This window comes from Pseudomonas sp. GW821-FHT09E04 (assembly GCF_059416185.1).
Genome location: NZ_JBWKOR010000004.1, coordinates 53804 through 71458, shown reverse-complemented (window position 1 = coordinate 71458; position 17655 = coordinate 53804). Strand labels below are relative to the sequence as shown.

Here is a 17655-nt window from a genome sequence, read left to right as displayed (position 1 = left end):
GTTTCAGTCCGCCAGACCCATCACTCGCCGGTAGAAGCGCCACTCCTGCTCCAGCGCATGGGCCTGATTGACGGCCCGGCGGAAGCCGTGACGTTCGTCGGCGTAGTAATGCGCTTCGACCTCGATGCCGTTGTGCTCCAGGGCCGCGACCATGTCGCGGGTCTGTTGCGGCACGACCACGGCGTCCAGTTCACCCTGGAAGAAAATCACCGGTACGCGAATGTTGCTGGCGTGCAGCAACGGCGTGCGGGCCGCGTAGCGTTCGGCGTCTTGCTCGGGATCGCCGATCAGCCAGTCCAGATAATCGCCTTCGAACTTGTGTGTCGCGCGGCCCAGGGCGACCGGGTCACTGACGCCGTACAGGCTGGCGCCAGCGCGGAACACCTGATGGAACGCCAGGGCACACAGCGTTGTGTAGCCGCCTGCGCTGCCGCCACGGATGAATGCACGCTCGCCGTCGATCATGCCGCGTTCATTCAGGTAAGCCACTACCGCACAGGCATCCTCGACATCCACCGCGCCCCAGCTCAGATGCAATGCTTGCCGATACTCCCGGCCATAGCCGCTGCTGCCACGGTAGTTGAGGTCGGCGACGGCGAAGCCGCGTTGCGTCCAGTACTGGATGCGCGGGTCGAGCATCGGGTAGCACGCCGATGTCGGGCCGCCATGAATGAACACCACCAGTGGCGGTTTCTCATCGCCATTCGTGGTCGGGTAAAAGAAGCCGTGAGCCTCGCCCGAACCGCTGGGATAGCGGAGGGTTTGCGGGCGGCTGATGCGCTCGGCAGGCAGCGGTGCAATGCCGCCGGCCAGCACTTTCACTTCACGCGACTCGCGATCGATGGCGAGTACCGCTGAAGGGCTGATCGGTGAGGCGGCGATGCAGTAAATGAACTGATCATCGACAGCCAGATGACGGAAGCGACTGTAGTCGCCGGTGAAGTCTTCGCCGTTGAGTGCCAGACGACCAAAACCGCCTTCGCTCCAACTCGCCAAAAAGCCTTCGTCGGTGGGCAGCCAGGTGCAGCCGCCGAGTTGCCATGGGGCCGGCGCGTGATCGGCTGCGGCACAGGGTAGCGGTTGCAAGCTGTCTGCAGACTCGGTCCACGGCTGCCAATATCCATTACGGTCGGTCAGACAGCCCAGTCGGCCATTGGCATCGAAGCGCGGTTGCTGGATCGACTCTTCAAACGTTTCACCGGCCACGCAACGTGGGGCAGAAAACCCATTACCTGTGCGCTCGGCGAGCATCAAACGGGTGGACGTCCACGGTTGATGCGGGCGGCTCCACTCGATCCACGCGAGGCGCTGGCCATCCGGGCTGATGATTGGTGCCGCGTAGAAGTCCGCACCTTCTGCCAGTAAATGCTGGGTGCCGTCCGCGAGATCAATGGCAATTAGCCGATGGCGATCACCGTTCTCTTCAACGGCCAGCACCTGCCCGTTGGCAAAGTGCAGATCACCATATCGGCACTCACCCGACGTCAGAACCTCGGGCTCTCCATCCAACGTCTGGCGATACAGCTGTTGATCCGCCTCGTTGATGAAAACCAGTCCATCAGGCGTCAGACAAAACGCCCCACCGCCATATTCGTACACCCGACTGCGAACGCTGAAACCCGCAGGCGTCAGACATTTCGCCACGCCTTCGCGCCAGTGCCAGATCCGGCACGCGGCGTCTGCCGGCCGATATTCATTCCAGAACAAACCTTGGGCGCCAAGTTGCAGCTCGGCGAAATCCACGCCGGCAGCAACCGCGGCAGTGGCGCTGAAAGGCTCAGCCTTTGGCGATGAGGCGCGAGTTTCGTTCATTGCGAAAGGCCAGTTGTTCGATGGTCTGGGTGGCGTGCTCGGCTTCTGCGCGGGCCTTGAGGATCACGCCGTGATGTTCGGACTTGCTGCACACCGGGTCGGCATTGCTGGCATCGCCGGTGAGCATGAATGCCTGGCAGCGGCAGCCGCCGAAGTCCTGTTCCTTTTCGTCGCAGGATCGGCACGGCTCGGGCATCCAGTCATAACCACGAAAGCGGTTGAAGCCGAACGAGTCATACCAGATGTGCTGCATGCTGTGGTCGCGCACATTGGGAAATTGTACTGGCAGCTGTCGGGCGCCATGACAGGGCAGGGCGGTGCCGTCTGGCGTGACCGTCAGAAACAGGCTGCCCCAGCCGTTCATGCAGGCTTTCGGGCGCTCTTCGTAGTAGTCCGGGGTGACGAAAATCAGCTTGCACGGATGCCCTTCGGCTTCCAGTTTGGCGCGGTATTCATTGGTGATGCGTTCGGCACGGACCAGTTGTTCCTTGGTCGGCAACAGGCCGACACGATTGAGCTGCGCCCAGCCGTAGAACTGGCAGGTGGCGAGCTCGACGAAGTCCGCTTCGAGCGCGATGCACAGCTCGATGATGCGGTCGATCTTGTCGATGTTGTGCCGATGGGTGACAAAGTTAAGCACCATCGGATAGCCGTGTGCCTTCACGGCGCGGGCCATTTCCAGTTTCTGCGCGAAGGCCTTTTTCGAGCCGGCGAGCAGGTTGTTCACTTGCTCGTCGCTGGCCTGGAAACTGATCTGGATGTGGTCGAGCCCGGCTTTCTTGAAGTCGCTGATCTTCTGCTCGGTCAGGCCGATGCCGGAGGTGATCAGGTTGGTGTAGAAACCCAACTGGCGCGCTTCACGGATCAGCTCGGCGAGGTCCTGGCGCACCAGCGGTTCGCCCCCGGAAAAGCCCAGTTGTGCCGCGCCCATCTCCCGCGCTTCGCGAAATACCTTGATCCACTGCTCGGTGCTCAGCTCTTTGCCCTGCTCGGCGAAATCCAGCGGATTGGAGCAGTACGGGCATTGCAGCGGGCAGCGGTAAGTCAGCTCGGCGAGCAGCCACAGCGGCAGGCCGACTTCCGGTTTGGCCGGGACTTGCACCGATGACTCAGGCAAGTTCGATCCAGTGCTGCGCACGGGCAACCTCCATGAATTGCTCGATGTCGTCACCGAGCTCGGGCACGCCGGGGAACTGTCTGTCGAGTTCGGCGATGATCGCCGCGACATCCCGTTCACCGTCGATCAGACCGCCGATCAGCGCGGCACTTTCATTGAGCTTGATCATGCCTTCCGGGTACAGCAGCACGTGGCCTTTCTGCGCCGGTTCGTACTGGAAACGGTAGCCGGGACGCCAGGTCGGGGTCTTGCTGCGGTCGAAACTCATAAGGCGATTCCTTTATGCCAGACCCGTTGATCGGTGACGCTGTGATACGGCGGGCGGTTCAGTTCGTAGGCCATGCTCATGGCATCGAGCATGCTCCAAAGGATGTCTAGTTTGAACTGGAGAATTTCCAGCATGCGCTCCTGGCCTTCGCGGGTCTTGTAGTGCTCCAGCGTGATCGCCAGACCATGCTCGACATCGCGCCGGGCCTGACCGAGACGGGTGCGGAAATATTCGTAGCCCGTCGGGTCGATCCACGGGTAATGCTGCGGCCAGCTGTCGAGGCGCGACTGGTGGATCTGCGGCGCGAACAGCTCGGTCAGCGAGCTGCTGGCGGCTTCCTGCCAACTGGCGCGGCGGGCGAAATTGACGTAGGCGTCGACGGCGAAACGCACGCCGGGCAGCACCAGTTCCTGGGAGCGCAGTTGATCCGGATCGAGGCCGACGGCCTGGCCGAGGCGCAGCCAGGCTTCGATACCGCCGTCTTCACCGGGCGCACCGTCGTGGTCGAGCAGGCGCTGAATCCACTCGCGGCGGATTTCGCGATCCGGGCAGTTGGCCAGAATTGCCGCGTCTTTCAGGGGGATGTTCACCTGATAGTAGAAGCGATTGGCGACCCAGCCCTGGATCTGCTCGCGGGTGGCCCGGCCTTCATACATCGCCACGTGATACGGGTGATGAATGTGGTAATAGGCGCCCTTGGCGCGCAGGGCCGCTTCGAATTCGGCGGGGGACAGCGGGGTGTCGGTCATTGCGGTTCTCCGGGGCATTCGTTACAGGACAATGCTCATGCCGTCATACGCCACTTCAACATTGCGCCGAACCAGTTCCGCGCGCTCCGGGGAGTCTTCGTCGAGAATTGGGTTGGTGTTGTTGATGTGAATAAGCACCTTGCGCTGCTCGGGAAGCTGTTCCAGCACTTCGAGCATGCCGCCGGGGCCGTTCTGCGCCAGGTGGCCCATTTCGCGACCGGTGCGGGTGCCGACGCCACGGCGCTGCATTTCATCGTCGTCCCACATCGTCCCGTCCACCAGCACGCAGTCGCTGCCGGCCATGATGTCCAGCAACGGCGCGTCGACCTTGCCCAGGCCCGGGGCATAGAACAGTTTGCCGCCGGTGCTGAGGTCTTCGACGATCAGGCCAATGTTGTCGCCCGGGTGCGGGTCGAAACGGTGTGGCGAATAGGGCGGTGCGGCGCTGCGCAACGGCAGCGGGGTGAAGCGCAGGTTCGGGCAGGCGGCGACGGTGAAGCTCTGATCGAGTTCGATGCGGTTCCAGTCCAGCCCGCCGTTCCAGTGCTTGAGCATGGTGAACAACGGGAAACCGGTGCTCAGGTCTTCGTGGACCATGTCCGTGCACCAGACCTGATGCGGGCAGCCTTCGCGCAGGCTGAGCAGGCCGGTGGTGTGGTCGATCTGGCTGTCCATCAGGATGATCGCGCTGATGCCGGTGTCACGCAGGGCTCGGCCCGGTTGCATCGGGGCGAAGCTCTGAAGCTGCGCGCGGATGTCCGGCGAGGCGTTGCACAGCACCCAGTTCACGCCGTCATCGGAGATGGCAATGGACGATTGGGTGCGGGCCTTGGCATTCAGGCTGCCGTCGCGAAAACCGGCGCAATTGACGCAGTTGCAGTTCCACTGCGGAAAACCGCCACCGGCGGCCGAACCCAGAATCTGGACGAACATGAACGCTCCATCATTTCAACGCTGAAAATAAAACGCCCCGGCGAGCCGAGGCGTTGCACTGCAGTGTTCTGCTTGAGGCAGGACTCAGCGGCTGGCGAAGTACATGGTGACTTCGAAGCCGATGCGCAGGTCGGTGTAAGCAGGTTTGGTCCAGGCCATCGGGTGACTCCTTTTTCAGGTGGGTGAGATAGCGCTATCCATAGGTATAGTCCACGGCAGCGCAGGGATGTTCCAAATAGTTAGGTGGCTATGTTACTCAAAATTTCAGGAGGTTGGCCCGTGAATCTTTGAGAAAGCTCCTTGCAGCCCCGGTAATGATCATTTTGCCGCTTGCCAGGGCGTGCCCGGCGCAAGGTTGTTGGACAGGCCGTGCCAGCCGCCCTCGGCGCGGATCAGGCGTTGTGCGGCGGCCAGCAATGCCGGGCGATCCAGTTGAGCGATGGCGCAGCGCAGTTGTGCCAGATAATCCGACGAGTGGCCGGCGAGTCGGGCCTGCCACAGGAACTCGGCCGCATCTTTGCCGGACAGGGCGCTGTCATCGAACTGATCGGCAAGCGTCTGGCGTTGCTGGGTGAGGCTGGCGTCATCGAGTTGTTCGATCAGGGCTGGCAGGCCATCGAGAAACTGCTGAATGTGGTCGAGCAATTGCGCGGCGGTAGCCGAGGGCGATTGCACGCCGAACAGCAATCCGCTCTGGCCATGAATCTGACGCAACCCGCTGAACACCGCGTAACCGAGTTGCAGTTCGACTCGCAGGCGTTGGTAGAACGGCGTCTGGCACAGGTGGGCGAGCAGGCGCCACGCGGCTTCATCGGCGATTTCGTGGCTGGCGGTCGGGCAGAACAGCAGCAAGGCGTGTTCGCTGGAGTCGCTGTCGATTTGCTGCCACAGGTATTGGGCATTGGTTGCCCAGGGGGCGGGCAATTGACTGTCCGGGATGCCGGGGATGCGGCTCAGGGCCAGGCCCATGGCGGATTGGGTTTGTGGGTTGAGTCCCAGCGCCAGACCGTCCCAGCGGGAAGTTGTCCACAGGTGTGCGGCATCGTCAGACGTCGTTAGCGATTGCAGGGCGTGTTCGGGTAATGCCTTGAGCAATTGGCGAATCGGCATCAACGGAGCTTCCGGCTCACTTCGCGCGGAATCGGCATCAACTTGCGTCAGATGTTTCAGCGCATGCTCGAGGACGCTGGGCAATATGTCCTGCAGACCGGTCACCTTCAATAGCCACTGATTGCCCGTGGTGCTGAACGAAAGCTCGACCCCGGCCTGGCGTGCTTCATCCGACACTTCCCGCAGACTGCGTTGCAGTTTCGCTTGCAGCTCGGCCGTGGCCGCCGCTTCCATCTGCCAGCGCACATACACCGCACCTTCGTCACTGTTATCCGGCAGCGCCTGGCTGAATTGCATGGGGGAGCGTTCGCGGCGGGTGCGCGAGCGATCCTGAGCAAACGTGCGCAGACCTCGGTGAGCGCTGGTCTGGCCACGGATCAGGCCAGCGTTGGCCAGCGGTTCGGCTGTACGCAGAAACGGGTTGGCGGCGGGCAGATGCCAGTGGCCGCTGAAGTTATCCACAGTGCCGATTTTGTCGAAGATCTCTTTGAGCGCCGCAACGGCCGATTCGGACAAGCCGCTTTCGAGTTGTTCGCTGTCGAGTCGCGCCAGATTCAGTGCACCGCTGACTTGCTGCTGACGTTGAAGCTGCGCCGCATATTCCTCACGCAATACCGGCCAGTCCTGCTGTGCGGCGAAGAAACTCAGCCAATCCAGCCATTGCTCGCGAATGGCATCGAGTGACCCGCAGGGTGCAGTGAACTGAAGATGCAGCAAGGCTTGCCCTGCGAACTGGTACTGCACGCAGGCCTGCAAACCATTCGCGAGACCCTGCTGCTGCAAATGCGCGAGCAATCCACCGGGTTTGGCGCTGTTCAACCAGTGACAGAGAAACGCCAGCGCTTCGGCCGACGACTCCGGCAGATCCTCCAGCGCAAACAGCAGATTGCCGCGCCGCTCGCCGACCTGTTGATAACTTGCCTGTGGGTTGTCCATCAAGCGAGCTGGTGCTGCCTGTGCAGTTTTATCCCCAGCGGTCAGCGCGGCGGCAAACTGTTCGGCCAGCACTCGCAGCTCTTCAATGCTCTGCGGCCCGACCAGACTCAGGGTCATCTGCCCCGTGCGGTAAAACTGCTGATGGAAGTCTTTCAGTGCCTGCTGAAACTCCGCGTGTTCTACCGGCAGACTGTCGCGGTTCCCGGCATGAAAACCACGCAACGGATGCGCTGCTGACAAGCCTTCGAACAGCGCCTCTTGCTGCTGAGCTGCGACATCCTGGGACCACGCGACAAACTCTGCCTGCAACACTTCCCGTTCCCGCAACTGATCGTCCGGATTCATACGGGGATGGGTGAGCATGTCTGACAGACGCTCCAGCCCACCGTTGAAGGACGCTGGCGGCAACTCAAAGAAGAAATCGGTGGTGCGCTCGCGGGTGCTGGCATTCACCTGGCCGCCGTGACCTTGCACGTAGGCCATCAGCCCTTGGCTTGCAGGAAAACGCTCGGTGCCGAGAAACAGCAAATGCTCAAGGAAATGCGCCAGTCCCGGCCACGCCAACGGCACGTCATGACTACCGGCAGCCACCCGCAACGCGGCGGCGCTGCGCTTCAGGCCGGGCACGTGACGCAGGGTCACGCGCAAGCCGTTGGCCAGGGTTTCGGTGTGGGGGCGGGGATGAGTTGGCGCAGGCATGGGCACTTCCAGAACAGTGAAGTGCCAATGCTAGCGGATTAGCGCTTGTTGAGCGCGTCGTAAAGTTCGGGGCGGCGGTCGTTGAAGTAGCGGTTGGCGCTGCGGGAGTCGACCATCAACTGGCGATTGAGCTCACCGACGATCAAGGCTTCATCCAGCCCTGCCTGGGCGATGCGGCTGCCATCCGGCGCGGCAATGCTGCTTTGTCCGCAGTAATGGATGTCGCCTTCGTGGCCGCAGTAGTTGGCGTAAGCCACGTAGCACTGGTTTTCGAAGGCGCGGGAGCGCACGGAAACATCAGCAATGAAATCAAAAGGAATCATGTTCGCCGTCGGCACCAGAATCAGCTCGGCACCTTCAAGGGCCAGGCGCCGGGCGTTCTCCGGGAACTCCAGGTCGTAGCAGATCAGGAACCCGAGCTTCCAGCCGTTGAGTTCGACGATAGGAAACTCGCCATCGCCGGGGCTGAACATCGAACGATCCAGATCGCCGAACAGATGCGTCTTGCGGTAATTGCACAGGCGCTCGCCGTTCGAATCGATCAACTGCACGGCGTTGTAAATCTGCCCATCCGCCGTGCGCTCGGGGTATCCGTAGAGAATCGCCAGGCCGGCAGCCTTGGCGATCCGCCCGACTTGTTGCGCCCATTCACCGTTGTAGACCTCGGCCAGCGTCGCGACCGCTTCCTTGCCGATGTTGTAGCCGGTCAGGAACATTTCCGGCACCACCAGCAGGTCGGCGCCTTTGGCCTCCATCGCCAGTTGTTGCAGGCGCTGGAGGTTGGCGGCGGGTTCCAGAGGCAGCGGAGGGCATTGGTAAAGGGCTACACGCATCAGGGATTCCTCTTACTCGGGCAGGGCGATCGGGCCGATGTCGTTGAACACATCACCCGGGCCGGGGTTCTCTTTATGTGTGGACCCGCCGAAGTGCTTCATGATTCCCCACACCGCGTTGAGCGAAGTCTGCACTGCGCCTTCGACCCAGGCTGGCGTCCACGACACGTCGTCGCCAGCGATGAAGATCCCGCGCTGCTCCGCCGGCATGTCGTCCTGCATGAAGTGCGCGTACATGCGCTGGTTGTAGCGATAGTGGCCGGGCAGGGCGCCCTTGAATGCGCCGAGGAAGTGCGGGTCGGCTTCCCACGACACGGTGATCGGATCGCCGATGATCCGCGCGGCGATGTCGACTTTCGGGTAAATCTTCTTCAACGCATCCAGCGCCAGTTTCACGCGTTTTTCCACCGGGTGCGGGAGCATCTTCAGCGCGTCGCTCATCCACGAGTACGAAAGGCAGATCACGCCCGGCTTGTCGTCGCCGTTGTCGAACAGGTAGGTGCCACGGGTCAGGCGATCGGTGAGGGTCATGCTCATCAGGTCGCGGCCGGTTTCCGGGTCCTTGTCCTTCCAGAACGGCCGGTCGACCATCACGAACGTCTTCGACGATTGCATGTAGCGAGTGCGGTCGAGCGCCATCCACATTTTTTGCGAGAACAGGGTTTCGTCGCATTCGATCTGGGTGGTCAGCAGCCAGCTCTGGCAAGTGGTCAGCACGGCGGCGTATTCGCGGGTGTCACCGTTGTTGTCGGTGACCGCGAAACGTCCGTCAGGTGCGTGGGCGATTTTCTTCACTCCGGAGCGTGGCGCGCCATGGTGCAACGACTTGAGGCTGGTGCCTTGCGGCCAGTGTACGCAGCGCTCCGGCGCATGACGCCAGATGCCCTGCGGCACTTGTTCCACACCGCCGACCACCAGGTGCTGGTGATCGTCGCAGTTGGTCATCACCACACGGAAGATTTCCAGCATCGAGTTGGGGAAGTCCGAGTCCCAGCCGCCGGTACCGAAACCGACCTGGCCGAACACTTCGCGGTGATGGAACGACAGCTTGGCGAAGGCTTTCGATGTGGCGACGAAGTCGTAGAACGTGCGGTCGTCCCACAGCGGCACGAGGGTGTTCCACAGCTCTTTGAGGCGTGGCACGTCGCGGTCGCGGATCGCTTGCTGGATGTCGGCGAACTGCGAACCGGCCTCCAGAGCATCGGCCCATGCGTCAGCCACTTCCTGGAACAGTGCAGGAAGATCCTTCAGGCTCTGTGCGTAGTGGGTTTTGCCTTCCAGGTCGATCACGGTGCTACCGGAGGCCGGCGTCAGCGGGTTGGGGAAAGGCTTGGTCTCCAGACCGAGTTTGTCGACGTAGTGATAGAAGGCGGTGGAAGACACCGGGAAGCGCATACCGCCGAGCTCGGCGACGATGCCGTCAGTGCCGTTGAATGCTTGGGAACGCAAACGGCCGCCGAGCTTCGAGGCCTCATAAACGACGGGTTTCAAGCCCAGTTTCATCAGCTCGTAAGCCGCCACCAGACCTGCAATGCCGGCACCGACGATCGCCACTTCGGCGCCGTGATTGTGCTCGGGAATGCTGCCGAGACCGGCCGGGTGTTCGATCCAGTCGTCGAAGGCGAAAGGAAAGTCCGGGCCGAAAATGGTGATCGGTTTCTTACCGTCTGCAGGATGGCGATTGTTCTTGTTCATGGCTGACCTTGCTGGCGACCCGACGCAGGATGCGCGTCTGAGTATAGGAAAAGATGCCAGCCATTCTAGGGAGCGTAGAACACGTTAATAAGACGCAAAGTGTCGTCGTTTTGAGCGTTGGTGCTGCAATCTGACGAATATAATGATCAGACTGGATGTCCGCGATCAATTTTGCTGCTGAGGATGATTGAGGTCGTGGTCTTCTCCACGCCGTCTACGCTGCCGATCTGATCCAGCAATTGATCCAGTTGTTCCGGCGAGTCGGTTCGCAGCCACGCCACATAATCAAATTCGCCACTCACCGCACACAACTGCTGCACCTGGGCCATCGCACTCAACCGCCGCAACACCTCTTTGCCGGAGCGCGGCTGCACCTTGATCCCGACATACGCCTGCAACCCGCCATCCACGACGCGCTGGCCCAGGCGCACGCCATAACCGGTGATGACTTTGGCCTTTTCCAGTCGCGCCAGCCGCGAAGTCACGGTCGTGCGTGCGATGCCCAGTTGCCTGGCCAGCATTGCCACGCTTTCACGGGCGTTGATTTGCAGGGCAGCGATCAGCTGGCGGTCGATTTCATCAAGCACGGGTGGGCGGATGTCGGGCAAGGGCAGGCTCCAGCGGTACGGATCAATGGGGCTGCATGTTACAGGCTCGTCACGCGAGGCGCTTGTGAGCGCTGATTGAATGGCTGGGGTCAGGCAGTCGCTGGGTCGGGGGATTTTACTGAAACAAAAGAACGGACAAATGATTTGACTTGCCTGCTGCCTTTATCAAAAATGGCCTCAAGAGCGCGAAATCCGCTGCCTTGCAGGGCTTCAGCGGACGTAGGTACCTCAGCGATGCTGCAACATCGGTGTAAGGTGAGACCTCTTCATCCCATTTCCTGAGGATGCCAATATCAGGATTCAAATACTCAAGGGGAGCCAACAGGCTCCCCTTTTTGTTTGTCCTGAAGAACGTATCTCTTGTAGAGAAGTTCGCCCTGGCGGTGCTTGTTCATCGCTCTTGCCGGGGCATGCATGAAGTTCCACAGGACGTGTCCGTGCCTGACATCCACCACGACGAGCATGTCATTCTTTGCCTCGTAGGCGTTGATGAAGGCTAGGCGGTATCCGCCGTTGTCGTACAGGATTCTCCAAATTTCAAAAGGTCCCGTCAGCGTATCAATGGCATGCCGAACGTAGCGCTCTCGTGAGTCAGCGCGTTTTTCGACGATGTGGGCGAGCTTGTCCCTCATCACCGCAACGTTTCCGATCGGCGTGAGGATGGTCACTGCCAGTAGCGCCTCGTCGATGAAGCCGAAGTGAGCCAGGAGAATCTTGAGGGCGCCTTGCGCATCGTCTGCCCTTTTTACCTCATCGATTACCGCTGACCGAAACTCCCTGGCCAGCGTTCGCAGGTCGGGCAAAGCTAAGTCGATCCATGTTTGTTGGCCACCTGCTTCTTTGACCAGTGGCGCAGCACTCATGAGCATGAAAGTAATCCTTGGCGGGCAGCGGCGCCCGGAGATTACTCGCTCGGAGAAAAGGCCAACAAGGCCGAAAACTGAGTAGAAACACAGCTTGGGAAATTACCTACAGACCTTGCGGTAGTCTTCCGAATATTGCGTTGTTGAATACCGTAATCGCCAAACGACAGGCGAAAAAAAGCCGCACATATGCGCGGCTTTTTCATGTTTGGTGGGCCCACACGGACTTGAACCGTGGACCAAAGGATTATGAGTCCTCTGCTCTAACCAACTGAGCTATAGGCCCTCAGTAGGCCGCGGATTATAGCGACGGTTTCTCGGCTGTGCTATCCGAAAAATCTGATACGGCTATGCGAAGAAACGTTGCGGCGAATTCCTCCGGTGGCAGTGGCAGGCTGACGATGTAACCCTGGATCTGTTCGCAGCCTTCGGCGGCGAGGAATTGTTGCTGGGCCTGGGTTTCCACGCCTTCGGCGATCACAGTGAATTGCATGCTGCGGCCCAAGGCGATGATGGCGCGGACAATCGCCGCGTCGTGCGGGTCGTCGGGCAGGCCGCGGACGAAAGACTGGTCGATCTTGAGGATGTCCAGCGGCAGGCGTTTGAGGTAGCTCAGCGAGGAGTAACCGGTGCCGAAGTCGTCGATGGCCAGCTGCACGCCGAGGTGTTTGAGTTGATGCAGCACCGCCAGGGCTTCTTCGGCCTGGCTCATGATGAAGTTTTCGGTAATTTCCAGTTGCAGTAAATCCGGCCTGAGGCGGTTGTCCTTGAGCAGTTGTTCGATGCGTCCGAGCAGGTTCGGCTGGCGCAGCTGTGCGCCGGCGAGGTTGACCGACAGTGGGCCCAGGGATTCGTAAATCTGGTTCCACTCGAACATCTGCCGGCAGGCGGTTTCCAGCACCCAGTCGCCGATTTGCAGGATCATGCCGTTCTCTTCCGCCAACGGTATGAAGTGCTCCGGCGGCACCTCGCCGAAGGTCGGGTGGCGCCAGCGGATCAGGGCTTCGGCGCCGACCAGAGAGTGATCGTCGAGGCTGATTTTCGGCTGGTAGTAGAGGTACAGCTCCTCGCGTTCGATAGCCCGGCGCAGTTCATGTTCCAGCGCCACCCGTTCGCTGGCCTGGGCGGTGAGGTCGCGGGTGTAGCTTTCGACGCGGTTGCGGCCCTTGGCCTTGGAACGGTACATCGCCGCATCGGCGTTCTTGATCAGGGTGGCGACGTCACAGCCGTCACGGGGATAAAGACTGGTGCCGATGCTGGCGCTGATGAAAAACTCGTGCTCGCCCGCCTGGAACGGTGCGCCGAAGCAGTTCAGCAGTTTGGTGGCAATGTTGTCGGCATCACCGGCCTGTTGCAGGCCGGGCAGCAGGATGATGAATTCGTCGCCCCCCAGCCGCGCCACGGTATCGATATCACGCAGTTGTTCTTTGAGGCGTACGGCAATGCCCTTGAGCAGCAGGTCGCCAACCGGGTGGCCGAGGCTGTCGTTGATGTGCTTGAAGCGGTCGAGGTCGAGGAACAACACCGCGCCCAGGCTGCCGTTTTCCTGCTGGCTGTTCAGCGCCATCTGCAGACGGCTTTCGAACAGCGTGCGATTCGGCAGGCCGGTCAGCGGATCGTGGTGGGCCTGGTAATCGAGTTTGGCCTGGGCGTGCTTGAGGCTGGAGATATCGGCAAACACCGCGACGAAGTGGGTGATGAACTTGTCGCGATTGCGCACGGCGCTGATGGTCAGCCAACTTGGGTATAACTCGCCATTCTTGCGTCGGTTGGAAATCTCGCCCTGCCAGTGGCCTTCGTCAGTCAATTGATGCCACATCGCCGCGTAAAACGCGCTGTCGTGCAGCCCTGAGGCCAGCAGGCGCGGGGTATGCCCGAGCGCCTCGCTTTCGCTGTATCCGGTGATTTCGGTAAACGCACGGTTCACCGCACTGATGTGCTGTTGAGTGTCGGTGATCAATACGCCTTCAGCGGTGCTCTCGAACACGGTCGCGGCCTGTTGCAGTTTTTCCTGCATCAGGTGGCGCTCGGTGATGTCCCGGGCGATGGTCAGCATGCAGTCTTCGTCGCCGATCGGCAGTGGACGGCTGGACACCTCGCAGAGGCGGATCTGCCCGTCGCTGCGGCGGATGTGGCAGGTGAAATCGCGAACGAAACCATCACGGTGCAGCAGATCAAGCATCTGTTTGCGTTCGTTGAGGTTGACCCAGATCCCCAGATCCAGCGCCGAGCGGTCCACCGACATGGCGCTGTTGAAACCGGTGATGCGGCTGAAACCTTCGTTGACCTCCAGCAGCAGGCCATCGCTCTGACGCGACAGCAGCAGTCCGTCCGGCGAGGCGTGGAAGGCCTTGGCGAACTTCTCTTCGGAGGTTTGCAGTTGTTGCTGGGTTTCCTTGAGTGGAGAAATGTCGCGCACCACCACGACCAGCGCCGGTGTGGTGTCGAGTTCGAACGGTTCGGCAGAAATCAGCCCGGTGAACACCTGGCCATTGTTGCGACGAAAGGGCATCTCCAGGTTGCGGATGCTGCCAGCCTGCAGGCGCTGCAGCAGGCCCGGCCCGACGCCGGGAATGCCCCAGATGTTGAGTTCGGTAGCGGTCTGGCCGATGACTTCTTCAGCTCTCAGCCCGATCTGCTCTTCAAAGGCCTCGTTGACCTCCAGCAGGCAGCCGTCGGACAGCCGTGCAATCACCAGAATGTCCGGGCATTGCTGGAACACCGAGGCGAATTTCTGCTCCGACAGGCGCAATGCTTCTTCGGTGCGCTTGGTTTCGCTGATGTCGATCATCAGGCCGCGCATCACCGGCTCGTGACCGTGTTCGATCAGGCTGACGATATCGCGCACCCACAAGCAACGGCCGTCAGCGGTGATCACCCGATAATCGAGGCTGTGATCGCGCCCGGCAAGGACTTCGTGATCGCAGAAGCTTTGCGCGCGGGTCAGGTCTGCCGGGTGGATGATGTTGCGCCAGAAGCCCGGTATCAGCCAGTGCGACAGTGGATAACCGAGCAGATCCTCGGCGTGGGGCGAAACGTAGCTGTAGGTGAAATCGCTGATTCGCGCTTCCCAGGCGATGGCCGACAGGCTCTCCACCAGTCCGCGATAGTGGTATTCGCTGCTGCGCAGTTCCTGCTCGAGGTCTATGCGTCGGGCAATTTCCGAGCTCAAGCGGCGGTTGATGCGGATCACCACGGCCAGGATGATCACCAGCAGCAACAGGCCAGGCAAGCCGTAGACCAGCAGATCCGACCAGAATGTCCGATGATCGAGGACGTTGCCTACCCAATGTTCCTGAATGCTGCTGATTTCTTCCGGGGACATGTCGGCCAGGACTTTATCCAGGATGCTCACCAGCATTTTCTTGTCCCGGGGTACCCCCATGGCCAGTTGATAGCGATAGGGGGTTTCGCCGCTGACATACAGCCCGTCGAGCTTGAGCTGGCGCAGGCTCCAGACGCTGGAGGCCAGATCGCCGACCACCGCGTCTACTTCATCTGTGGCCAGGGCCTGAAGGGCCGAGCTGACATTGGGCATGGCGACTAGGTTCAGGTCGGGATGGTGCGTGCGCAGTAGTTCGTGAGGGGCATAGTTTTCGACAACGGCGATTTTCAGTCCGTACAGATCCTCGATCTTGCGCGGTTGCGGGCCGCCGACGTGGGCGAGGATGACGATCGGAAAGTCGAGGTAGGGTCGGGTGAAAGCCAGGTAATTCTGGCGTTCCGGGGTGGACATGATGCCCGGCAGCAGATCGATGGTGCCGTTTTTGGCCTGTTCGAGCACCACCGTCCAGCTCACGGGTTCGATTGGTGTCAGTTTGATCGCCAGGCGCTGACGGATCACATCGATATAGTCCGCCGCCAGGCCCTGATAACGGTTCTGGTCGTCCCGGAACTCAAATGGCGGCCACGATGCATCGACACCCAGGCGCAAGTCCGGGTGAGCCGCCAGCCAGCTACGTTCTTCATCGGTCAGAGTCAGCGCGTCAGCCGTTGCGGTCCAGATCATCAGTGACAGCAAAAAAAGCACGGACGCCAGTCTGGGCATAACGGTCTCGTTATGGCTCGGGGGAATGTTTCGAGTGTAGACGGGCTGTGCGCGAGGGAAGGGCGGAGCGAGGTATTTAATCTGCCCTATAAACAAAACCCCCGGCCTGGGCCGGGGGTTCTGGTGTCACTCGTCGAGGAAGGAGCGCAGATGCTCGCTTCGCGTCGGGTGGCGCAGCTTGCGCAGCGCCTTGGCTTCGATCTGACGGATCCGCTCGCGGGTCACGTCAAACTGTTTGCCGACTTCTTCGAGCGTGTGGTCGGTGTTCATGTCGATACCGAAACGCATGCGCAGTACCTTGGCTTCACGGGCAGTAAGGCCGGACAGTACTTCGCGAGTCGCTTCTTTCAGGCTCTCAACAGTGGCGACATCGATTGGCGACTGCATGGTCGAGTCTTCGATGAAGTCACCCAGATGGGAGTCTTCGTCATCACCGATCGGGGTTTCCATGGAGATCGGCTCTTTGGCGATCTTCAATACCTTGCGGATCTTGTCCTCAGGCATCTCCATGCGCTCACCCAGCTCTTCCGGGGTCGGTTCGCGACCCATTTCCTGCAGCATCTGCCGGGAAATACGGTTGAGCTTGTTGATCGTCTCGATCATGTGCACCGGAATACGGATGGTGCGGGCCTGGTCGGCGATCGAGCGAGTGATCGCCTGACGGATCCACCAGGTGGCATAAGTCGAGAACTTGTAACCACGACGGTATTCGAACTTGTCCACCGCTTTCATCAAGCCGATGTTGCCTTCCTGGATCAGATCGAGGAATTGCAGACCGCGGTTGGTGTACTTCTTGGCGATGGAGATCACCAGACGCAAGTTCGCTTCAACCATCTCTTTCTTCGCGCGGCGGGCTTTCGCCTCACCGATCGACATGCGACGGTTGATGTCCTTGATCTCGGCGATGGTCAAACCGGTCTCGGTTTCCAGCGCAGTCAGCTTTTGCTGGCAACGAATGATGTCCGGTTGCACGCGGCCAATGGCTTCGGCGTACTTGCTCTTGCCTTTGGCCAGGGCGTCGGACCAACTTTCGTCGACTTCGTTGCCCGGGAACTGGCGCAGGAAATCGGCACGCGGCATACGTGCATCACGTACGCACAATTGCATGATCGCGCGCTCTTGCTGACGCAGACGATCCAGGGCACTGCGAACACGCTCGACCAGGGCTTCGAATTGCTTCGGCACCAGTTTGATCGGCATGAACAGCTCGGCCAGGGCCAGCAACTCGGCAACGGCTGCCTTGTTGTGACGACCGTGCTTTTTCAGCGCCTTGCGGGTGATTTCCATCTGGTCAGCCACGGCGCCGAAACGCTGGGCAGCAATGACCGGATCCGGACCGCTTTCGGCTTCTTCTTCATCATCGGAAGCTTCGGCGTCATCGTCCTCGGAATCGTCGTCCGCTTTCGCGGCTTTCGCATCGATCGGCGGCGGCACTTCGGCGGCTGGCGGCGTGATGCCGTCGTCCGGGTCGATGTAACCGCTCAGAACGTCGGACAGGCGACCGCCTTCGGTGGTGACCCGAGTGTATTCGGAGAGAATGTGGTCAACCGTGCCCGGGAAGTGCGCGATTGCGCTCATCACCTCACGGATGCCCTCTTCGATACGCTTGGCGATTTCGATTTCGCCTTCACGAGTCAGAAGCTCGACCGTACCCATTTCACGCATGTACATGCGCACTGGGTCAGTGGTGCGACCGATATCGGTCTCCACCGCTGCCAACGCAGCGGCTGCTTCTTCCGCAGCGGCCTCGTCGGTATCGGCGTCGGCCAACATAAGGGCGTCCGCATCCGGAGCACTCTCGTGTACGGGGATCCCCATGTCGTTAATCATGCGGATGATGTCTTCCACCTGCTCAGGATCTGAAATATCCTCGGGCAGGTGGTCGTTGACCTCGGCGTAAGTCAGATACTTCTGCTCACGACCCAGTTTGATCAACTCAATAATACGAGACTGCTGTTGCGCTTTTCCGGACATAACACCCTAT

General features: G+C 60.6%; 13 protein-coding genes and 1 tRNA gene. All 14 read right to left on the bottom strand.

The genetic code is table 11. The annotated features are described in order from the left end of the window. Nucleotides 1–3 precede the first annotated feature (3 nt). Nucleotides 4–1812, bottom strand: a complete 1809-nt coding sequence (locus AC07N4_RS15355) for an alpha/beta hydrolase family protein (RefSeq protein ID WP_493065743.1) — start codon at nucleotides 1810–1812, stop codon at nucleotides 4–6. Beyond that, the gene (gene pqqE, locus AC07N4_RS15350) at nucleotides 1778–2950 is read right to left on the bottom strand and encodes a pyrroloquinoline quinone biosynthesis protein PqqE (RefSeq protein WP_493065744.1); all 1173 of its coding nucleotides are present in this window, start codon (nucleotides 2948–2950) and stop codon (nucleotides 1778–1780) included. The genes AC07N4_RS15355 and pqqE overlap by 35 nt, the downstream gene beginning before the upstream one ends. After that, nucleotides 2922–3197 (bottom strand): pyrroloquinoline quinone biosynthesis peptide chaperone PqqD, encoded by a 276-nt coding sequence (pqqD, locus tag AC07N4_RS15345; protein WP_007959876.1) that lies wholly within the window; start codon nucleotides 3195–3197, stop codon nucleotides 2922–2924. The genes pqqE and pqqD overlap by 29 nt, the downstream gene beginning before the upstream one ends. Next, on the bottom strand, nucleotides 3194–3946 hold the full coding sequence (pqqC, locus tag AC07N4_RS15340) for a pyrroloquinoline-quinone synthase PqqC (RefSeq protein WP_210709713.1): 753 nt from the start codon (nucleotides 3944–3946) through the stop codon (nucleotides 3194–3196). The genes pqqD and pqqC overlap by 4 nt, the downstream gene beginning before the upstream one ends. A gap of 21 nt (nucleotides 3947–3967) precedes the next feature. Continuing rightward, entirely contained in the window at nucleotides 3968–4879 is a 912-nt protein-coding gene (pqqB, locus tag AC07N4_RS15335; protein ID WP_493065745.1) for a pyrroloquinoline quinone biosynthesis protein PqqB, read from the bottom strand. An 84-nt stretch (nucleotides 4880–4963) separates the two neighbouring features. Beyond that, the gene (pqqA, locus tag AC07N4_RS15330) at nucleotides 4964–5038 is read right to left on the bottom strand and encodes a pyrroloquinoline quinone precursor peptide PqqA (protein WP_003444522.1); all 75 of its coding nucleotides are present in this window, start codon (nucleotides 5036–5038) and stop codon (nucleotides 4964–4966) included. Nucleotides 5039–5197: 159 nt separating this feature from the next. Next, a complete protein-coding gene (gene pqqF, locus AC07N4_RS15325) occupies nucleotides 5198–7624 on the bottom strand; it encodes a pyrroloquinoline quinone biosynthesis protein PqqF (protein ID WP_493065746.1) in 2427 nt (808 codons plus the stop codon). A gap of 38 nt (nucleotides 7625–7662) precedes the next feature. Then, nucleotides 7663–8457, bottom strand: coding sequence for a carbon-nitrogen hydrolase family protein (locus AC07N4_RS15320; protein WP_493065747.1), 795 nt, complete (start codon nucleotides 8455–8457; stop codon nucleotides 7663–7665). 12 nt (nucleotides 8458–8469) lie between these two features. Then, a complete protein-coding gene (locus AC07N4_RS15315; protein WP_096817873.1) occupies nucleotides 8470–10152 on the bottom strand; it encodes a flavin monoamine oxidase family protein in 1683 nt (560 codons plus the stop codon). Between the two features lie 146 nt (nucleotides 10153–10298). Further along, nucleotides 10299–10760, bottom strand: coding sequence for an Lrp/AsnC family transcriptional regulator (locus AC07N4_RS15310; RefSeq protein WP_007959884.1), 462 nt, complete (start codon nucleotides 10758–10760; stop codon nucleotides 10299–10301). 308 nt (nucleotides 10761–11068) lie between these two features. Then, nucleotides 11069–11629: a PBECR2 nuclease fold domain-containing protein gene (locus AC07N4_RS15305; RefSeq protein WP_102619782.1), complete on the bottom strand. Its 561-nt coding sequence runs from the start codon at nucleotides 11627–11629 to the stop codon at nucleotides 11069–11071. A gap of 203 nt (nucleotides 11630–11832) precedes the next feature. Continuing rightward, nucleotides 11833–11909 (bottom strand) — tRNA-Ile (locus AC07N4_RS15300). Nucleotides 11910–11924: 15 nt separating this feature from the next. Continuing rightward, nucleotides 11925–15671, bottom strand: coding sequence for a bifunctional diguanylate cyclase/phosphodiesterase (locus tag AC07N4_RS15295; RefSeq protein ID WP_102619783.1), 3747 nt, complete (start codon nucleotides 15669–15671; stop codon nucleotides 11925–11927). 126 nt (nucleotides 15672–15797) lie between these two features. Further along, nucleotides 15798–17645, bottom strand: coding sequence for an RNA polymerase sigma factor RpoD (gene rpoD, locus AC07N4_RS15290; RefSeq protein WP_096817878.1), 1848 nt, complete (start codon nucleotides 17643–17645; stop codon nucleotides 15798–15800). Between the last annotated feature and the right edge of the window lie 10 nt (nucleotides 17646–17655).